The sequence below is a fragment of the Streptomyces yerevanensis genome (assembly GCF_000716805.1).
In the GTDB taxonomy this organism is placed as follows: domain Bacteria; phylum Actinomycetota; class Actinomycetes; order Streptomycetales; family Streptomycetaceae; genus Streptomyces; species Streptomyces flaveus.
In genome coordinates, this window is record NZ_JNWJ01000004.1 from 67290 (window position 1) to 84413 (window position 17124).

The 17124-nt window shown below is 70.9% G+C and carries 11 protein-coding genes; 9 read left to right on the forward strand and 2 right to left on the reverse strand.

Annotated features, from left to right (window positions below; translation table 11 throughout):
- Nucleotides 1-61: 61 nt before the first annotated feature.
- Nucleotides 62-1045 carry an ABC transporter substrate-binding protein gene (locus OP79_RS05325; RefSeq protein WP_211270742.1) on the reverse strand — a complete coding sequence of 328 codons (984 nt, stop codon included), beginning with the start codon at nt 1043-1045 and terminating at the stop codon, nt 62-64.
- A gap of 107 nt (nt 1046-1152) precedes the next feature.
- Here OP79_RS05325 and OP79_RS05330 point away from each other — a divergent pair, with 107 nt between their 5' ends.
- Nucleotides 1153-2349 (forward strand): hypothetical protein, encoded by a 1197-nt coding sequence (locus OP79_RS05330; protein WP_033318798.1) that lies wholly within the window; start codon nt 1153-1155, stop codon nt 2347-2349.
- Nucleotides 2350-2572: 223 nt separating this feature from the next.
- Here the strand turns inward: OP79_RS05330 and OP79_RS05335 are convergent, their stop codons facing one another.
- Entirely contained in the window at nt 2573-3202 is a 630-nt protein-coding gene (locus OP79_RS05335) for a hypothetical protein (RefSeq protein ID WP_033318799.1), read from the reverse strand.
- A gap of 721 nt (nt 3203-3923) precedes the next feature.
- On the opposite strand from OP79_RS05335, the gene OP79_RS05340 reads away from it, so the two are divergent.
- From OP79_RS05340 to OP79_RS05375, 8 genes are all read left to right on the forward strand, one after another.
- Nucleotides 3924-5402 (forward strand): sugar transferase, encoded by a 1479-nt coding sequence (locus OP79_RS05340; protein WP_078491619.1) that lies wholly within the window; start codon nt 3924-3926, stop codon nt 5400-5402.
- Nucleotides 5403-5484: 82 nt separating this feature from the next.
- A complete protein-coding gene (locus tag OP79_RS05345) occupies nt 5485-6804 on the forward strand; it encodes a nucleotide sugar dehydrogenase (RefSeq protein WP_033318801.1) in 1320 nt (439 codons plus the stop codon).
- Entirely contained in the window at nt 6794-8059 is a 1266-nt protein-coding gene (locus OP79_RS05350) for a glycosyltransferase family 4 protein (protein ID WP_033318802.1), read from the forward strand. The genes OP79_RS05345 and OP79_RS05350 overlap by 11 nt, the downstream gene beginning before the upstream one ends.
- The gene (locus tag OP79_RS05355) at nt 8056-9423 is read left to right on the forward strand and encodes a Wzz/FepE/Etk N-terminal domain-containing protein (protein ID WP_033318803.1); all 1368 of its coding nucleotides are present in this window, start codon (nt 8056-8058) and stop codon (nt 9421-9423) included. The genes OP79_RS05350 and OP79_RS05355 overlap by 4 nt, the downstream gene beginning before the upstream one ends.
- Nucleotides 9420-10979 carry a Wzz/FepE/Etk N-terminal domain-containing protein gene (locus OP79_RS05360; protein WP_033318804.1) on the forward strand — a complete coding sequence of 520 codons (1560 nt, stop codon included), beginning with the start codon at nt 9420-9422 and terminating at the stop codon, nt 10977-10979. Before OP79_RS05355 ends, OP79_RS05360 begins: the two co-directional genes overlap by 4 nt.
- A gap of 3 nt (nt 10980-10982) precedes the next feature.
- Nucleotides 10983-12917 (forward strand): asparagine synthase (glutamine-hydrolyzing), encoded by a 1935-nt coding sequence (asnB, locus tag OP79_RS05365; protein ID WP_033318805.1) that lies wholly within the window; start codon nt 10983-10985, stop codon nt 12915-12917.
- A 19-nt stretch (nt 12918-12936) separates the two neighbouring features.
- Nucleotides 12937-15150 (forward strand): bi-domain-containing oxidoreductase, encoded by a 2214-nt coding sequence (locus tag OP79_RS05370; RefSeq protein WP_033318806.1) that lies wholly within the window; start codon nt 12937-12939, stop codon nt 15148-15150.
- Nucleotides 15147-17123 carry a heparinase II/III family protein gene (locus OP79_RS05375; protein ID WP_033318807.1) on the forward strand — a complete coding sequence of 659 codons (1977 nt, stop codon included), beginning with the start codon at nt 15147-15149 and terminating at the stop codon, nt 17121-17123. The genes OP79_RS05370 and OP79_RS05375 overlap by 4 nt, the downstream gene beginning before the upstream one ends.
- Nucleotide 17124: the final 1 nt, after the last annotated feature.

Sequence of the window (17124 nt, forward strand, 5' to 3'; positions counted from 1 at the left end):
ACGGACCGCCGCCCGCCCGAAGTCGCGTCACCGGCCGCGTTTTTGGTCGCGGTCGGCACACTCACCGCAGGGCGGCCGTGGCCTCGTCGAGGACGATGCCCAGCGAGCGGGTGCCCCGGCCCTTGGCCCACACCTCGGAGTTCACCTCGTGGACGTCCCCGTTCTTGACGGCCGGGATCTTCCCCCACAGCGGGTTCTTCGCCAGCTTCTCCGACAGCTTGCCGTCCGGCTCGCCGAAGCTGATCGTCTCGACGAACAGCACGTCGACGTCCCGCGCGAGGATCTCCTCGAGGCTGTAACTCCCCTCCACACCACGGGACTTCCAGGGGTAGTCGGCCAGCTTGGGGAACAGCCCGGCGGCCACGTCCGTCCCCGGCGTGGCGACGCCGAAGTTCTCGTCGCTGCCGTAGATGACGATCGTGGTCTTGTCGCTCTTGGTCCGCTCCGCGTCGGCGAGCTTGGTACGGAAGGTCTTCTCGGCCTTCTCGCCCTCGGCACTGCGGCCGGTGAGCGCGGCGACGTCGCGCAGGTAACCGACGCTGTCCTGCCACTTCTCGGGCTGCATGGGCCAGAACGTGGTGGCGTCCTTCAGGGCCGGGGCAAGCTTGCCGTGGGTGTCCTCGAGACCGATCACGAGATCGGGCTTGTGGGAGAGGATCGCCTCCACCTCGGGCGCGATGAACCCGCCGGGGATGACGTCGACCTGCTTCGCCTTCTCCTCCCCCAGGAATTCGGGGTGGGCCAGCAGGGCGCTGTTCGTGGCCGTGGGGACGATGCCCAGCTCGGTCAGGATGTCGTCGCAGAGCGCGAACAGGCAGACGATGCGCTGCGGTTTCTGCTTCAGGGAGATCTTGACGCCGTTCGCGTCGGTCAACTGCTGTGTCGCCTCGATGGGTTGCACGGCGACATCGGTCTTCGGGCCGGCCGCTGCGGCCTCTTCACTCTCATTCGCGGGTTCGGCGGATGTGCCACATCCGACCAGGACGGAACCCACTATCGCCGCGGTGATCCAGCTGCGGATGAATCTCGACGGTGAGCCCAGCATCGATGCCCTCGCTTCTTCTCTTGGTCCCGGAACGCGTCGAAGATACCTCATGATAATCGTTTTCATCAGATGCTCCATCAGGGAGCGCTCTGTCAGGGAGGTCCTAGATGAACGCCGGCCCACTGCTACTCGTCTCCGACCACATAGGCGGATCCGTCCATGTGCTGACCGTCCCGGACGGCGTGGAGGCACACCGGCTCACCGGCCGCCACCTCTCCGAACACGCGGGTTTTCTGGCGCTTCCGGGCGGACGGGCGGCCTGCGTCGACGAGCGCAGGGGCGAGCTGCTGGTGCTCGATCCGTACGGCCCCGAGCTGGTGGAGGCCGCGATACCGGTCGCCGTACCGGCCGAGCATCTGGCCTGCGACCCGTCCGGCCGGTGGGCGGCCGTCACGACGGGCCTGGGGAAGAACGGCGGTCCGTGGTCGGACCTGCTGACGGTCGTCGACCTGTCCACCAAAGACGCCGCCCGGGTACGCACGCGCGTGGGCGAACCGGGCGTGACGGTACTGGGCGGCGGCGCCCCCCTGGTCGTCCTGCGACACCGGGAACCCGGCGCACTCGCCGTCCACCGGTTCGCCGACCTGCTCGGCTCACCGCCCGGCTGCCCGCCGGTCACACCGCACGTACGCCTCCCCCTGCCGGACGACGGGCACGGTGACGCCCAAGACCCGTACACCGGCCGCGTGTTCGCGGCCACGGGCGAGGGCGTGCACCGGGCGCGCCGTGAGGGCGAGGCACTCGTTGCGGAGCCGGTGATCCCGTGGGGTTCGCCCGCCCGGGGCTGGTACCTGCGGCTCGACCCGCGGCGACGGACGCTGTGGTCGACCCTGCGGGGCGGCCCCACGGACCCGCTGCGCTGGCCTCAGTGGACGAACCACGCCTGGCGCCACGACCTGCAAACGGGCCGCACGACCCTGACGGACCTCGGCCCGGGCCTGGTCTTCCGGCTGGCCCTCACCAAGGCCCACACCGCGTTCACCCGCATCCACCCGGACGGCGACGAACTGCTCCTGCTGGACGCCGACGAGGCCGTACGCCGCGTACCCCTCCCCTCCATGGACGGCGCCCCCCGCCGCGGAGGTACACCCTGGGAAGGCGTCCAACGCCGTGCGGTGGCCGCCTCGTTGGCTACCGACTGGGTCGCCGTCACCCGCGGCGGCCACGGCGAAGTTCACGTCATCGACGCCCGAACGGCCTCCGAAACAACCCGCTTGAAGCTGGACACCCCCTTGCACCACGGCGGCCACGCGATGCTGCGCACACGGGACGACGGCGCCGAAGGGGACCCCGTGGGCAGGTGACGGCCGCAGGGCGGCGGCACAACGAGCAGGGACTCGTACGCCATCGCCGACCGCGACGACCGCACCGGCGGACGCCTACGACCACGGCGCCGCCATGGCGCTCGCCCGCACTGCCTCGCGCCTCGAGGGCCATGCCCTGGTGGTGTACGTGTACGACGCCCGGGACTGGCACTGACGAAGACCGGGGCATCACCGCATCCGGGAATGCCTCGGCGCCCTCGGATCAGGCCGTCAGGAACTTCCTGCCCGCGGCCGCGCCCGCCACGGCGTCCGGGCCGCCCTTGCCGATGACAGCGGCCACGTGCTCTTCCGTGATGTCGGCGTCCGCGGCGATCAGCGCGTCGATGGCGTCCTGGGGAGCGGCCGTACCGTCGAGCCCCGGGGCGGTCCGGGTGAACCCGACGATGCGCTCGTGGGTTCTCTCCACGGTCAGGGCGGGCAGGCCCACGCTGTGGAACCCGTCGTCGAGGCCGTACTCGGCGCGCCGCCAGCCGTCGGTGTCGAAGCCGTAGACGAAGCCCACGTAAAGGCCCGTGTCCAAGGTTCGCTGCACCACGGGCTGCCACCAGTCCGGCGCGTCGGCAAGCAGGTCGGTCTCTTCCTCATCGAAGTACTCGGCAGCGGCGCCGTAGTACGTCTGCGAATACTCATGGTCGTGACCGACCAGGACGGCGCGGCCCGCGCCGAGGTGATGCAGATCCAGCCAGTTGCCGCCGCTGTCGTCGAAGTGCCACACGGAGCCGTCGGCGTGGCACGTGCCTCCCCGCCTCCCGGCGGCGCAGACCGCCGCGAACGCTGCCCAGCGGCCGCGCAACTGTCCCGGTGTGGGCAGGCCCAAGGTCACAAGTCCCATGGCGGTCGCCGCCTCTCTGTCATCTGTCGGTCGCCGTCAGGAGATCGCCCGTAACGCTCACACCGCACCTGACGCGCACTCAAAACCGCAGTTCAGGAGCCCTTTCCCACCAGCTTCAGCACCGCCATGCACTCCACATGATGCGTCAGCGGGAAGTTGTTGCCGGACCGGGCGCCGCAGAAGGCCCGCTGCGGCCCGCCGATCACTACCGCGCAGAAGCCGCGCCCGGGGAGCGGGCGAGCTGATGGAGCGCGCGGTGGCGTCAAGGCACACCCGTAGACGGTCACCGGTCGGTGGATCCACCTTCAAAGCTTGAGCACAAATTGCACACACCCTCTCTCCATACTGGCCGCGATGGTCTAGATTGACCGTGCTTCAGATGATCGGACACGGGGTGGACCAATAATGATCTTTAGGTCCAGTTCTTGGAGCCCGGGAGGGGGCTTTGGGTGTGGGGAGCACCCGAGGTTTCGACGGGTTCCCGCACGCCTCGAGAGTCCGGCAGGACATGCGAGTCCACTGCCGTCAGGGCGGGTTGTTCAAGTAGCCCTGAAGTAGCCGGGATGTCATGCGCGGGGGGTGGGAGCCCCCCGGGGGAGGAACAGCGCGGCGCCGGGGGCGGGCCCCCCGAGAGGAGGGACTGCGCGGGGGGCGGGGGCCTCCCGGGGGGAGGAACAGTGTTTGGCGACCACGTCGTACCACTGGGGACCTGGGGGGTTCTGTGCGGCAGGGGGGATTAGTCGGCCCTTTTCCGGCGGCGCGCGGGCGTCTGCCGAATGGGGCGATCAGCCAGCCCACGATCGACTGGGAACAGCGCTACCGCCGTACCGTGATCACCAGCGATACCGTGACCACTGCCTTCGTGGTGGCGGCGATCGGCAACTTCTTCGGGGCCCGGGACGCGGCCAACTGGCACGAGAAGTGGATCATTCTCGCATTCGGCACCGAGCTGCTGGTGCTGGGGGCGCTGGCGGTGAGCCGGTCGTGGTCTCCGGCCGTGCTCGGCCAGGGCGCCGAGGAATTCCGCCGGCTCGGACGCTCGCTGTTCACGGCGACCGTCGTACTGGCACTCGGCGGGATCGCCCTCACCTCGCGCAACATCAAGCTCTGGATCTTCGTCGCGATCCCCGCGATCGCGCTCGTCACCATGACCGCGCGGTATCTGCTCCGCCTTCGGCTGCACAAACAGCGGAAGGAAGGACGGTGCCTGAGACCGGTGCTCGCTGCCGGGAGCCCGGACACCGTGCGCGACCTGATCAGCCGGACCCGCAAGTTCCCGCACCTCGGCTGGCGGGTGGACGGGGTGTGCACGACGGACGGTCGCGGGCTCGACGGTGACCAACTGGACGGAGTGCCGGTCGTCGGCCGGCTGGGGGACGTCGCCAAGCACGTCCGCCACGACGGCTACCGTGTTGTCGCGGTCACACCGGACCCGCACTGGTCACCGGACCGGCTGCAGCGGCTGGCCTGGAACCTCGAAGGCAGCGATGCCGAGATGGTCGTGGCCCCCGTGCTGATGGAGGTGGCCGGCCCGCGGCTGCACGTCGACGCGGTGCTCGGGATCCCTCTGCTGCGGGTCAGCATGCCGGCCTTCACCGGTGGGCGCCGGGCGATCAAAGGGGTCGTCGACCGGATGGCCGCAGCGATCCTGCTGATGCTGTTCGCGCCGCTGATGGTGTTCGTCGCGCTTCTCGTGATGGTGGACAGTCGTGGTGGGGCGCTCTACCGCCAGCGCAGGGTCGGCAAGGACGGCCGTGAGTTCACCATTTTCAAGTTCCGCACCATGGTCGTCGGGGCTCACGGGGCACGTGCCCAGCTGGCCGACCACAACGAGGGTGCAGGCCTGCTGTTCAAGCTCCGCCGGGATCCGCGGGTGACCCGGGTGGGAGCAGTGCTGCGCCGGTACTCGATCGACGAGCTCCCGCAGCTTTTCAACGTGCTCACCGGATCGATGTCGCTCGTCGGTCCGCGGCCTCCGCTACCGGAGGAGACCGCTGCGTACGGCCCGGACATCCGGCGGCGGCTGCTGGTCAAGCCCGGGCTCACCGGCCTGTGGCAGATCAGCGGACGCAGCGACCTGCCATGGGAGGAGGCGGTCCGGCTCGACCTGCGGTACGTGGAGGACTGGTCGCTCGCCCTGGACGCAGTGATCTTGTGGAAGACGCTGCGTGCGGTGTTCTACGGCCAGGGGGCCTACTGATGCGCGGGGGGCTGCAACTCAACGGTCCCGCCCGCGCGCGGACCGCAGGCCGCAAGGGCCTGCCTGGGGGGAGGGACGCGTCATGAGGGTCAGTGTTTTCGGGCTCGGCTACGTGGGCTGTGTGTCGGCCGCGTGCCTGGCCAGCATGGGTCACGAGGTCGTCGGGGTGGACGTGAACCAGGTGAAGGTCGACCTGGTCAACGACGGCAAGGCACCGGTGGTCGAGGAACGGATCGGCGAGCTCATCGCCGAGGTCGTGCGGACCGGGGCGCTCCGCGCCACCGACGACGTCCGCGAGGCGATCATGGACAGCGAGGTGTCGCTGGTCTGCGTGGGCACGCCGTCGGAGCCCAACGGCAGCCTGTGCACTACCTACTTGGAGCGGGTCACCGAGCAGATCGGCGCCGCGCTGGCCGAGCGGGGTGGGCGGCACACCGTCGTGTTCCGCAGCACCATGCTCCCGGGCACCTGCCTGAACCTGCTGGTACCGATTCTGGAGAAGTACGTCGGCGGCACGGCCGGGGTGGACATCGGGGTCGCGGTCAACCCGGAGTTCCTGCGCGAGGGCACGAGCGTGCGGGACTTCTTCGACCCGCCCAAGACCGTCATCGGCGAGCTCGACCCGGCAAGCGGCGATGCGGTGATGGCGCTGTACGACGGCTTGCCCGGCGAGGTGTTCCGGGTGCCGGTCCCGACGGCCGAGGCGATCAAGTACGCGGACAACGCGTTCCACGGCCTCAAGATCGGCTTCGCGAACGAGCTGGGCGCGGTGTGCCAGGCACTCGGGGTGGACTCACACCAGGTGATGGACGTTTTCCTGGCCGACCGCAAGCTGAACATCAGCTCCGCCTACCTGCGGCCCGGCTTCGCCTTTGGTGGCTCCTGCCTGCCCAAGGACCTGCGCAGCCTGGTCCACGCGGCGCAGCGGGCCGACGTCTCGGTGCCCATCCTCGCCCACGTACTGCCCTCCAACTCCGACCATCTGCAGCGCGCTGTGGAGCTGGTCGAGCGCACCGGCAAGCGCCGGGTGGGCCTGTTCGGGCTGTCCTTCAAACCCGGCACCGACGACCTCCGCGAGAGCCCGCTCGTTGAGCTGGCCGAGAGACTCTTCGGCAAGGGGTACGACCTGCGGATCCACGACGCCAACGTGAGCCTTTCCCGGCTGATCGGCGCGAACCGCGAGTACATCGAGACCCGGCTGCCGCACCTCGCGCAGCTGCTCGCGGACTCCGTCGACGAGGTGCTCGAGCACGCCGAGGTGTGCCTGGTCGGGACCAGGGATCCTGCCGTGCTGTCGGCGCTGCCCCATGGCGACGAAGGTCCGGTGCTCATCGACCTCATCCGCCTTCCCGACGCCGAGACGCGTCGGACCGAACCGGGGTACGTGGGCCTTGCTTGGTAACGCAATCAGCAGCGACAGGCCGAACCGGCGCGCGCTGATCCTGGTGGAGAACCTGTCGGTGCCGTTCGACCGGCGAGTGTGGCAGGAGTGCACGACGCTGCGCGACGCGGGCTGGGAAGTGCACGTCATCTGTCCCCGCGGGGAAAAGCGGGACACGGAGCCGGAGGCGGTGATCGACGGGGTGCGGATCCACCGCTACCCGTTGCGCGCGGCCACCGGAGGACCGGCCGGCTACCTGCGGGAGTACGGAACGGCGTTGTGGCACACGGCCCGGCTGGCCCGCAAGGTCGGCCCGGTCGACGTGGTCCACGCCTGCAACCCGCCCGACCTGCTGTTCCTGCCGGCCCTGTGGCTGAAGAGGCGCGGCGCGCGGTTCGTCTTCGACCAGCACGACCTGGTGCCCGAGCTGTACCTGTCCCGGTTCGACCGCGGCGAGGATCTGCTCTACCGCGCCGTGTGCGCGCTGGAACGGCGGACCTACCGGGCCGCGGACGTCGTCCTCGCCACGAACGAGAGCTACCGGGACGTCGCGATGCGCCGTGGCGGCCGACGCCCTGAGGACGTTTTCGTGGTGCGCAGCGCGCCCCAGACCGACCGGTTCCAACCGGTGCCGCCCGAGCCGGAGTTGAAGCGCGGCAAGCCTCATCTGCTGTGCTACCTCGGCGTCATGGGCCCTCAGGACGGCGTCGACTACGCCCTGCGGGCCCTCGCGAAGCTGCGCGACGAGTTCGGGCGGACCGACTGGCATGCGGTGTTCGTCGGCTCCGGCGACGCCTTCGACGCGATGGTGGAGCTGTCCCGGCGGCTCGGGCTCTCCGAGCAGGTGCAGTTCACCGGGCGCATCCCGGACGCCGACCTGGTGCGCTACCTGTCCACCGCGGACGTGTGCCTTTCCCCGGACCCGCGCAATCCGCTCAACGACGTGTCGACCATGAACAAGGTCCTGGAGTACATGGCGATGGGCCGGCCGATCGTCTCGTTCGACCTCCGCGAGGCGCGAGTCTCCGCCGGTGACGCCGCCGTCTACGCGCCCGCCAACGACGAGGCCGAATTCGCGGGGCTCATCGCGCTGCTCCTTGACGATCCGGAGAAGCGGGCCCGGATGGGCAAGATCGGCCAGGAGCGGATCAGCGGACAGCTTTCCTGGCGGAACTCGCAAGCATCGCTGCTCGCCGCCTATGCCGCTGCGTGCCGTGACCACATTCCGGTGTCGGCGGGCGACCCGGTCCGCACAAGGAAGAGGCAGCGCCGTTGAACGATGACACGATCCGCCTGGCCGCGATCGGGCGGATTCTCCGGCGGCGCTGGCGGCTTCTCGCCGTCCTCGCCGTGGTGGGCGCGCTCGTCGGCTACGGCGCCTCGGTGGTGTTCCCGCCGCGTTACGCGGCGTCGGCATCGGTACTGCTGCCGGGGCAGTGGGAGGAGCGCGAGCTGCTGACCCAGGTGGACATCGCGACCAGTTCGACGGTGGTCGACCGCGTGGCCGCCGCTCTCGACTGGAGCGGCGTCAGCGGCACCGAGCTGCGGGATCGAGTGAGCGCCAAGGCCGCCGACGGGAACATCATCAAGATCTCGGGTACGGCCGACACCCCGGAGCGCGCGCAGCAGCTCTCCGACCAGGTGGCCAAGGAACTCGTCGGTTTCGCCGCGCGGATCGCAGGCGGCAGCACCGACTCCGAAGCGGCCACGGTGCCCGAGGCGCTGCGGCAGAAGGTGGAGGAGACCAACCGCCGCATCACCGACCTCGCCGAGGCGGCCGATCCGGGGCAGTCCGTGGAGAGCGTGCAGGCCCGCACCACGCTCGAGAAGCTGCGAACCTCGCTGGAGGAGGCCATGAAGAAGCTGGACGAGGCCAACCCGGCGACCAACCAGGCCGGCATGGTCGTCATGGGGCCGGCGGCCCGGCCGACCGGCGAGGCGCCGCCGACGAGGATGCAGCTCATCGTCGCCGGGGCGCTGCTGTTCTTCCTGGTCGCGGTCATCGGCCATCTCGCCGCCGCACGGATGAATCGCCGACCGCGCACCGAACCGGAGATCGCCGCGGCGCTGGGCTCGGCTGTCCTCGGCACCGTCGACGTGCTTGGCGGACGGGGCGCGCACCGGCCGGAAGGCGGGGGTCCACGAGCCCGGATCCGCCGATTCCTCGGCGTGGACACCCGGTGGGACATGCCGACCCCGCTGAGGTCCGGTGACGAGGCCGGCAGGCGTATCCGCTACCGGCGGGTGTGCGCTCGCCTCCGGGACCAACTGCCCGCCCCCCGGCGGCTGCTGGTTGTCGTACCGGACGACGACGAGATCGCCCGCCGGGCCGCCGATCAGCTCGTCGCCGAGGCCGAGAGCGATCTGCTGCTGCGGGTGGTGGAGGTTTCGGTGGACCGGCCGACGGTGCCGGACCGCGGCACCGAGTCCGGTGCCCTGGTCGTCCTCAGCCCGGGCAACTGGACCGCGGAGGAGCTCGCCGGCATCCCCGAGGCGTGTGCGGACGGCGGGCATGAAGTCGTCGGCATCGTCGTCGCCGGCACGGTGCTGGCCCGTCCGACGCGGTCCGCCGGCCATCCTCCGGACGACGCCACCCCGGCGCTCGCGGTTCGCGGCCACGCGACGGGAGGTTCGGTGTGACGACGAGCACGACTTCGGAGTCGTCGGCAGCCACTCCGCTCTTCGACCTGCAGGCGCTGGTGGTGGCGGTGCGCAGGCGCCGCCGCCTCTGGTGCTCCATGGCGCTCCTTGGGCTGCTGGCCGGCGCGGCGGTGGCGGTCCTGCTGCCGCCGCCGCCGAGCGCGGTGACCAAGGTGCTGGTCGCGCATCGGGAGGACCAGCCGAACGACACCGGGACGCTGATCCGCACCGACGTCGAACTGCTGGGGACCACACGGATCGCCGAAAAGGCCCTGCAGTCCCTCAAGTCATCGGAAAGCCCTGAGGACTTCATGAAGGACTACCGGGGTGCCGGCCTCACCAACAACCTGCTGCAGATCACCGTGGCAGGTGACAGCGACGCGGAAGCGGTGGCCCGGGCCAAAGCGCTGGCCGACGCGTTCGTCGCGGACCATGTGCGGCGGATGCGGCAAACCGCGGAGGCCGAGGCCAAGGCCCTGCTCGACCAGCGTGACCGCATGCAGGACGAGCTCGTACAGGTCAACAAGGACATCGGAGACCGATCGCCGGAGACGGAGAGCGACCCGAGAGCGTCGGCGAGCATCGAGTCGCTCTTCGCCCGCCGGGCCGAACTCACTTCGCGGATCGCGGACTTCAACCAGCGCGCCGAGGAGGCGCGCGTCGGCACGCCCAAGGTCATCGCCAACACGCAGATCGTGGACGCACCGCGCGCGGTGCGGCACTCCCTGCCCAAGGCCGCTGTCACCAATTCCGCGATCGGGCTAGTCCTCGGGCTCGTCGTCGGGCTCGCCCTTGCCGCGATCCGCACGCTGGTGGCGGACCGCCCCGTGCTGCGCCGGGACATCGCGGCGAACCTGGGCGCCTCGGTCATCGCCGAGCTGCCCCGCCGGTCGGGCAAGCTGTGGCAGCGCCGACGGACCCGGGCGGCACGCGAACGGCTCACCGCGCACATGGCCCGCACCGTGCGCGGCTCCGCGGAACCGGTGTCGCTGCTGGAACTGGGCTGTGCGCGCGGCACGAGCGTGATCGCTCTGGACCTCGCCAGGGCACTGGCGGCGGACGGGCCGGTGGTCATCATCGATGGTCTGCCCGGCCTGCAGCTCGCAGGCCGCCGCCCGAAGCCGGGAGACCCGACCGTGGTCAGCGGCGAGCGTGCCGCGGCCGTGTCGCATCAGGAGCGCCGGCTGGGCGTCGGCTCGGTCGCGCCCGGCGCTGCGTGGACCGACCTCCAGTTCCTCGGCACTCAGACCGTGCTTGTCGTGCGTGCCGGGCACGGCAGCGCCGCATGGCTGCACACCGTGGCGCGGCAGCTCGCGGACCAGCGCATTCCGGTGATCGGTGTGGTGCTGATCGACCCCGATCCGCGTGACCGGACCGACGGCACGCTGTGGGACGGGCTGGGCACCGCGCTGCGCGGCCAGAACGAGCGGCCGGCCCGGCAGAACGGTGAGGGTACCTCCCACGCCGTTCAGGCAGTGGGGGAGGGCCGGCTGCGGACGGAGCGGCTGCCGGTGCGGGCCGCACAGGGCCCGGACAACGACCAGGAGGCGCGGTAGGACATGTGCGGCATCGCAGGCACATACCGATGGCCTGACGGCAAGGTCGTGACCGACCGGCTCACCGATACCCTCGCCCACCGCGGTCCGGACGGGGCGGGCCGGTACGGCCACCCCGTCGGTGACGGCGAAGTACAGCTCGGGCACCGCCGGCTGGCCATCATCGACCTGTCCGAGACCGGCGCCCAGCCGATGGTCTCGGGCGGCCTCGCCCTGACGTACAACGGCGAGCTGTACAACGCGCCCGAACTGCGTGCCGAGCTGGCAGCCGCCGGGGTGCGCTTCCGCGGTACTTCCGACACCGAGGTGGTCCTTGAGGCCTGGCGGCGCTGGGGCACGGACTGCCTGCCCCGGCTGCGCGGCATGTTCGCGTTCGGGATCTTCGACGAGCGCACCGGTGAACTGGTGCTGGCCCGTGACCAGTTGGGCATCAAGCCGCTGTTCCTGCTCCGGCGCGGCGCGGGCCTGGTGTTCGCCTCCGAGCTCAAGGCGCTCGCCGCCGCGACCGGCGGGAAGCTGGAGGTGGACCATGCGGCGCTGGTGGCCTCGCTGCTGTACTACTGGGTGCCGGACTCGCGCTGCGCGTTCCGGGAGGCGGAGAAGCTGCCGCCGGGGAGCTGGATGCGGTTCCGGCCCGACGGCCGGGTGGAGCGCGGCCAGTTCTGGAACCTCAAGGACGTCGCCGCGGAGGGCCGGGAGCGGGCGCAGGCCGGCGAGCAGCCGGACATAGCCGCCATCGTCGAGGAGTCGACTCGGCGCCACCTGCTCTCCGACGTACCCGTGGCGACCTTCCTCTCCGGCGGGCTCGACTCCAGCTACCTGACCGCCCTTGCGGCCCGCGACCGACCCGGGATCTCCGCTTACACGATCGGGTTCCGCGCCGAGGACGCCAAGTTCGAGGCGATGCCGGACGACCTGCGCTATGCCCGGCAGGTGGCCGAGCGGTTCGGCGTCGACCTGCATGAGATCGAGATCGCTCCGAATGTGCTCGACCTGCTGCCGCAGATGACGTACCACCTGGACGAGCCGATCGGCGACCCCGCCGCGATCAACACGTTCCTGATCTGCTCGGCCGCCCGGGAGGCCGGGGTGAAGGTGATGCTCTCGGGGATGGGTGCCGACGAGCTGTTTGCCGGTTACCGCAAGCACCTGGCCAACCTGATCGCGCTGCGCTACCAGCGCGTCCCGCGGCCCCTGCGGCGCGGCCTGTCCAGGGCCGTGGACCGGCTGCCGGTCGCCACGGCCCGCCGGGGGTACCGGTCGGTGCGCTTCGCGAAGCGGTTCCTCTCCTTCGCCGATCTGCCGGAGGAGACCGCGTTCCGGCGCAGCTACACCATGTACGACCAGGAAGAGCTGCTCGCCCTGGTCGATCCGGACCTGGCCGGGACGGTCGAGGACGTGCTGACCGAGCATGCGGACATCTACCAGGACAACGACCTCGACGACTTCGTCAACCGCATGTGCCTGGGCGACGCCCGGATGTTCCTGCCGGGCCTGAACCTCGCCTACACGGACCGGTCGAGCATGGCCGCGTCGACCGAGGTGCGGGTGCCGTATGTGGACGTCGAGGTGGTCAAGGCGGCGTTCGCCGTGCCCGGCGATCGCAAGATCGTCGGACGGCAGGGCAAGGCCGTCCTCAAGGAGGCGGCCACTTCGGTCCTGCCCCGGGAGATCGTGTACCGGCCCAAGGGCCTGTTCAGCGCCCCGCTGCGCGCCTGGATGAGCCGGGATCTGGCACCGCTGGTGCGCGAGGTGGTCAACGACGGCGAGCTCGTCCGCTCCGGGCTTCTGCGCCGCGACGCGCTGGCGCGGATGGTCGCCGAGGACGCCGCGGGGCAGCGGGACTTCTCCAAGCATCTGTGGCATGTGCTGACCCTCGAGTACTGGTATCGCGGCGCGACCGCTGGGTCCGGCCAGAGCACTCGGTCAACGGCTTAGGAAATTCAGAGGAGTTGGCGTGAAGCAGGTTGTGCAGAACTACAAGAGCGGCGAGCTGGCGGTGCTCGACGTGCCGGTGCCGGGGTGCAAGCCGGGCGGTGTGCTCGTCCGCAGTGCCTACTCGCTGATATCCACCGGGACCGAGCTCATGAAGGTGTCCGAGGCAGGCATGTCGATGGTGGGCAAGGCCCGCTCACGGCCGGACCAGGTGGCCAAGGTCATGCAGAGCGTGGCCACCAACGGGGTGCCCGCCACCTACCGCAAGGTGATGGGCAAGCTGGACTCCTACACGCCCCTTGGCTACTCGCTGTGCGGGGTGGTCGAGCAGGTGGGCGCCGGCATCGACGACGTGAAGGTCGGCGACCTCGTGGCCTGCGCCGGCAACGAGCACGCGTTGCACGCCGAGCTGAACTGGGTGCCGAAGAACCTCTACGCCCCGGTGCCGGACGGCCTCGCGCCGCGGCACGCGGCCTTCGGCACCGTCGGGTCGATCGCGTTGCAGGGCGTCCGCCAAGGCGAACCGCAGCTCGGTGAAGTGGCACTGGTCATCGGCCTCGGGCTGATCGGGCAGCTGGTGGTGCAGCTCCTCGCCGCCTCGGGAGTCCGCGTCGTCGGCGTCGACCCCGACCCGGTGCGCTGCGAACTGGCCGAGCGTCTGGGCGCCGCGGCCTGCGGCGATCCCGCGTCCGCGGCCGTGGAGTCCGCCGTCGCTGAACTCACCGGCGGTCACGGCGTGGACCAGGTGTACCTGGCGGCTGGCGGCGGCAGCAACCAGCCCGTCGAGCTGGCCGCCCGGCTCTGCCGGGACCGCGGCCGGGTCGTCGACATCGGCAAGTGCCGCCTGGACCTGCCATGGAACGCGTACTACGAGAAGGAGCTCGACGTCCGGTTCTCCCGCAGTTACGGCCCCGGGCGCTACGACCCGGAGTACGAGCTCGAGGGCCGGGACTACCCGATCGGCTACGTGCGCTGGACCGAGCGCCGCAACCTGGCGTGCTTCCTCGATCTCCTCGCCCGCGGCAGCGTCGACGTGGAGCCCCTGGTCTCCCACGTCGCCGACTTCGATGACGCCGTCGAGACGTACCAGAGCCTGAAGGACGGCGATCTGAAGGCCGTGGCCGTGCTGTTCCGGTATCCCGGCCCCGTTGAACACACAGCGGAAGCGGCCGAAGCGGAGGCCCCGGCGATGGCCGTGCCCGCGGTGCGACGCAACGGCGGAGTGTCCGCCCCGGCTCGGGCCGCCAAGACGCCGGTACGCCTTGCGTTCGTCGGCGCGGGCAACTACGCGACGTCGATGCTGCTGCCGCACCTGGCACAGCGCGACGGCGTCGAGTTGTCGACAGTCGTCACCACGACGGCGCTGTCCGCGGCCAACGCGCAGCGGAAGTTCGGCTTCGCCGAGGCGACCACCGATCTCGACGCCGTGCTCGGCGACAAGTCCATCGACGCGGTGTTCGTGGTCACCCGGCACAGCTCGCACGCCGAACTGACCCGGAGAGCGCTCCTTGCCGGCAAGGCGGTGTTCGTGGAGAAGCCTCTGGCCCTCACCGAGGACGAGCTGGCCGGCGTACTCGCGGCGGTGGAGGAGTCCGGCAACGACCGGCTGCAGGTGGGCTTCAACCGCCGGTTCGCGCCGCTGCTGCAGGAGGCCAGAAAGCGGTTCGGCGCCCGGACCGGTCCGGCGAGCCTGCGCTACCTGGTCAACGCGGGCCGGCTGCAGCATGGCAGCTGGTACCTCCAACAGGGCACCGAGGGCTCGCGGTTCGCCGGCGAGGGCGGGCACTTCATCGACACGGCGAGCTGGCTGCTCGAGGCCGACCCGGTCTCGGTGTACGCGGTCGCCCCGTCCGGCAACGAGGACCTTCAGGTCGTGCTGCGCTACCCGGACGGGTCCACCGCCACCATCAGTTACGTCACGACCGGCGCGCCCGGCTTCCCCAAGGAGACGCTGGACCTGGTCGCGGACGGCAAGGTGCTGCGGCTCGACGACTTCGTACGGGCCTCGCTGTATTTGGACGGCAGGGCCGGCCGCAAGAAGTGGGTCAGTTCGCGCCTTCCCAAGGCCCGGGACAAGGGCCAGAACGCCGAACTGGCCGCGTTCATCAAGGCCGTGCGGACCGGCGGGCCGATGCCGGTGCCGCTGGAATCGCTGGTCGCCACCACGGCGGCCACCCTCGCCGTGCAGACCGGCCTGGCCGGTGGTGCGCCGGTGACGTTGGCGGGGGCGCGATGACGATGAGCGCGGGCTGGTATCTGCGACGGCTGTCCCGGATGGGACCGCGGGAGGTCGGCGGCCGGGCGGGCGACGCGGTGCGCAGGCGGCTGTGGCGGTCGGCGCGGCCGGACTGCCCGAGCGTGACCGGCGCCCGGTTCACCGCGGTACTGCCCGCCGGGACGATCGCCGCAGTACCTCCGGACGCCGCGAAACGTCTCATCGCCGAGGCGGACCGGCTGATGTACGGCCACGCCGAGTATTTCGGGGTGGTCCGCGACGACCTGGTCGACCCGGACTGGTGGTGCGACCCGAAGACCGGGCGCCGGGCTCCGTGGGGCTACGCCTTCGACGTGCCGTACCGGAACGAGGACGCGGTCGGGGACATCAAGCAGATCTGGGAACTGTCCCGGCATCAGTACCTCACTCAGCTCGCCGCCGCCTACGCGATCACCGGGGACGAGCGGTACGCCGAGCGAGTGGCCGAGCACCTGCGGTCGTGGTGGGCGGCCAACGCGCCGCTGCGCGGCGTGCACTGGATCAGCGGCATCGAGTTGGGCATCCGGCTGCTGTCCTGGGTGTGGGTCCGCCGGCTGCTCGACGGCTGGCCGGGCGTGGCCGGTCTTTTCGAGGACAACCCGGTGGCGCTGAACCAGATCTGGCACCACCAGCGCTGGCTGGCCGCCTTCCCCAGCCGGGGGTCTTCGGCGAACAACCACGTCATCGCCGAGGCCGCCGGGCAGTTCGCAGCGGCCTGCGCGTTCGGGTGGTTCCCCTCTTCGGCGCGATGGCGGGCCGAGGCGCTGCGGTCCCTTGAGCGGCACCTGCGAAGCAACACCTTCCCCTCCGGCCTCAACCGCGAGCTGGCCACCGAGTATCACGGACTTGTGCTGGAACTCGGCCTGGCCGCGGTGGCCGAGGCGGATGCCGCCGACGTGCCGGTCCCCGCGTCCGTCCGGCTGGTGCTGCTGCGGATGACCGACGCGCTCGCGGCCGTCGTGGACGGCCGGCTACGGCCGCCGCGCCAGGGAGACGCGGACGACGGTCACGGTCTGGTCCTGGACGGCGCGGGCACCGACCGCTGGGCCTCGCTGCTGGCCACCGGGGACGCCGTGTTCGGCCGGCTCACCTGGTGGCCGGCGGTGACCGGCACCGACGTACGCACCCCGCTGCTGGCCGCGCTCATCCGGCCGTACTCGAAAAAGGGAACCGCACCGGCCGTGACCCGCCCGGCGAGCCGACCGGCCCACTTCGCCGACGCGGGGCTCACCATCCTGCGCGGTCCGGAGAAGATCTGGTGCCGCTGCGACGGTGGTCCGCACGGCTTCCTGTCCATCGCCGCGCATGCCCACGCGGACGCGCTGTCCGTGGAGGTCCGGCACGACGGGGTCGATGTGTTCGCCGACCCGGGGACGTTCTGCTACCACGGGCAGCCCGAGTGGCGGCAGTACTTCCGCTCGACCCTCGGCCACAACACCCTGCAGCTGGAAGGCGGTGACCAGTCCATCTCCGGCGGCCCGTTCCTGTGGACCCGGCATGCCAAGAGCCGCGTCCTGGCCGTGGACACATCCGGCGCCTCCGACGGGGGGACGGCCCGCTGGTGCGCCGAGCACGACGGCTACCAGGGCTCCGTGCACCGCCGCCGGGTGGAACTGACCGCCGCGAGCCGGGAGTTGAGGGTCGTCGACGAGGTCCGCGGCCAACACGGCCCGCGCCGGGCCGTGCAGCTGGCGTTCCACCTCGGCCCGGCGATCGCCGCGGACCTGGTGGGGAACCGGGCACAGCTCACCTGGATCCGGGACGGCGAGGGGCGCTCCGCGGTGCTCGACCTGCCCGGGGAGCTGCACTGGCGGGCACATCGCGGCGAGAGTGACCCGCCGCTGGGCTGGTACTCCGCCGGATTCGGGCGCAAGGAACCCTCGACAACGCTGGTCGGCACCGGATTCGCCGACGGCGCGGAGGGCTTCACCACCGTGCTCAGGTTCTGCGGCTAGG

What these genes read in the sequence shown, in the direction of transcription:
- OP79_RS05345 (WP_033318801.1), top strand. Translation starts at nt 5,485, where the DNA reads ATGAGGGTCAGTGTTTTCGGGCTCGGCTACGTGGGCTGTGTGTCGGCC.
- OP79_RS05325 (WP_211270742.1), bottom strand. Translation starts at nt 1,045, where the DNA reads ATGCTGGGCTCACCGTCGAGATTCATCCGCAGCTGGATCACCGCGGCG.
- asnB (WP_033318805.1), top strand. Translation starts at nt 10,983, where the DNA reads ATGTGCGGCATCGCAGGCACATACCGATGGCCTGACGGCAAGGTCGTG.
- OP79_RS05375 (WP_033318807.1), top strand. Translation starts at nt 15,147, where the DNA reads ATGACGATGAGCGCGGGCTGGTATCTGCGACGGCTGTCCCGGATGGGA.
- OP79_RS05330 (WP_033318798.1), top strand. Translation starts at nt 1,153, where the DNA reads ATGAACGCCGGCCCACTGCTACTCGTCTCCGACCACATAGGCGGATCC.
- OP79_RS05335 (WP_033318799.1), bottom strand. Translation starts at nt 3,202, where the DNA reads ATGGGACTTGTGACCTTGGGCCTGCCCACACCGGGACAGTTGCGCGGC.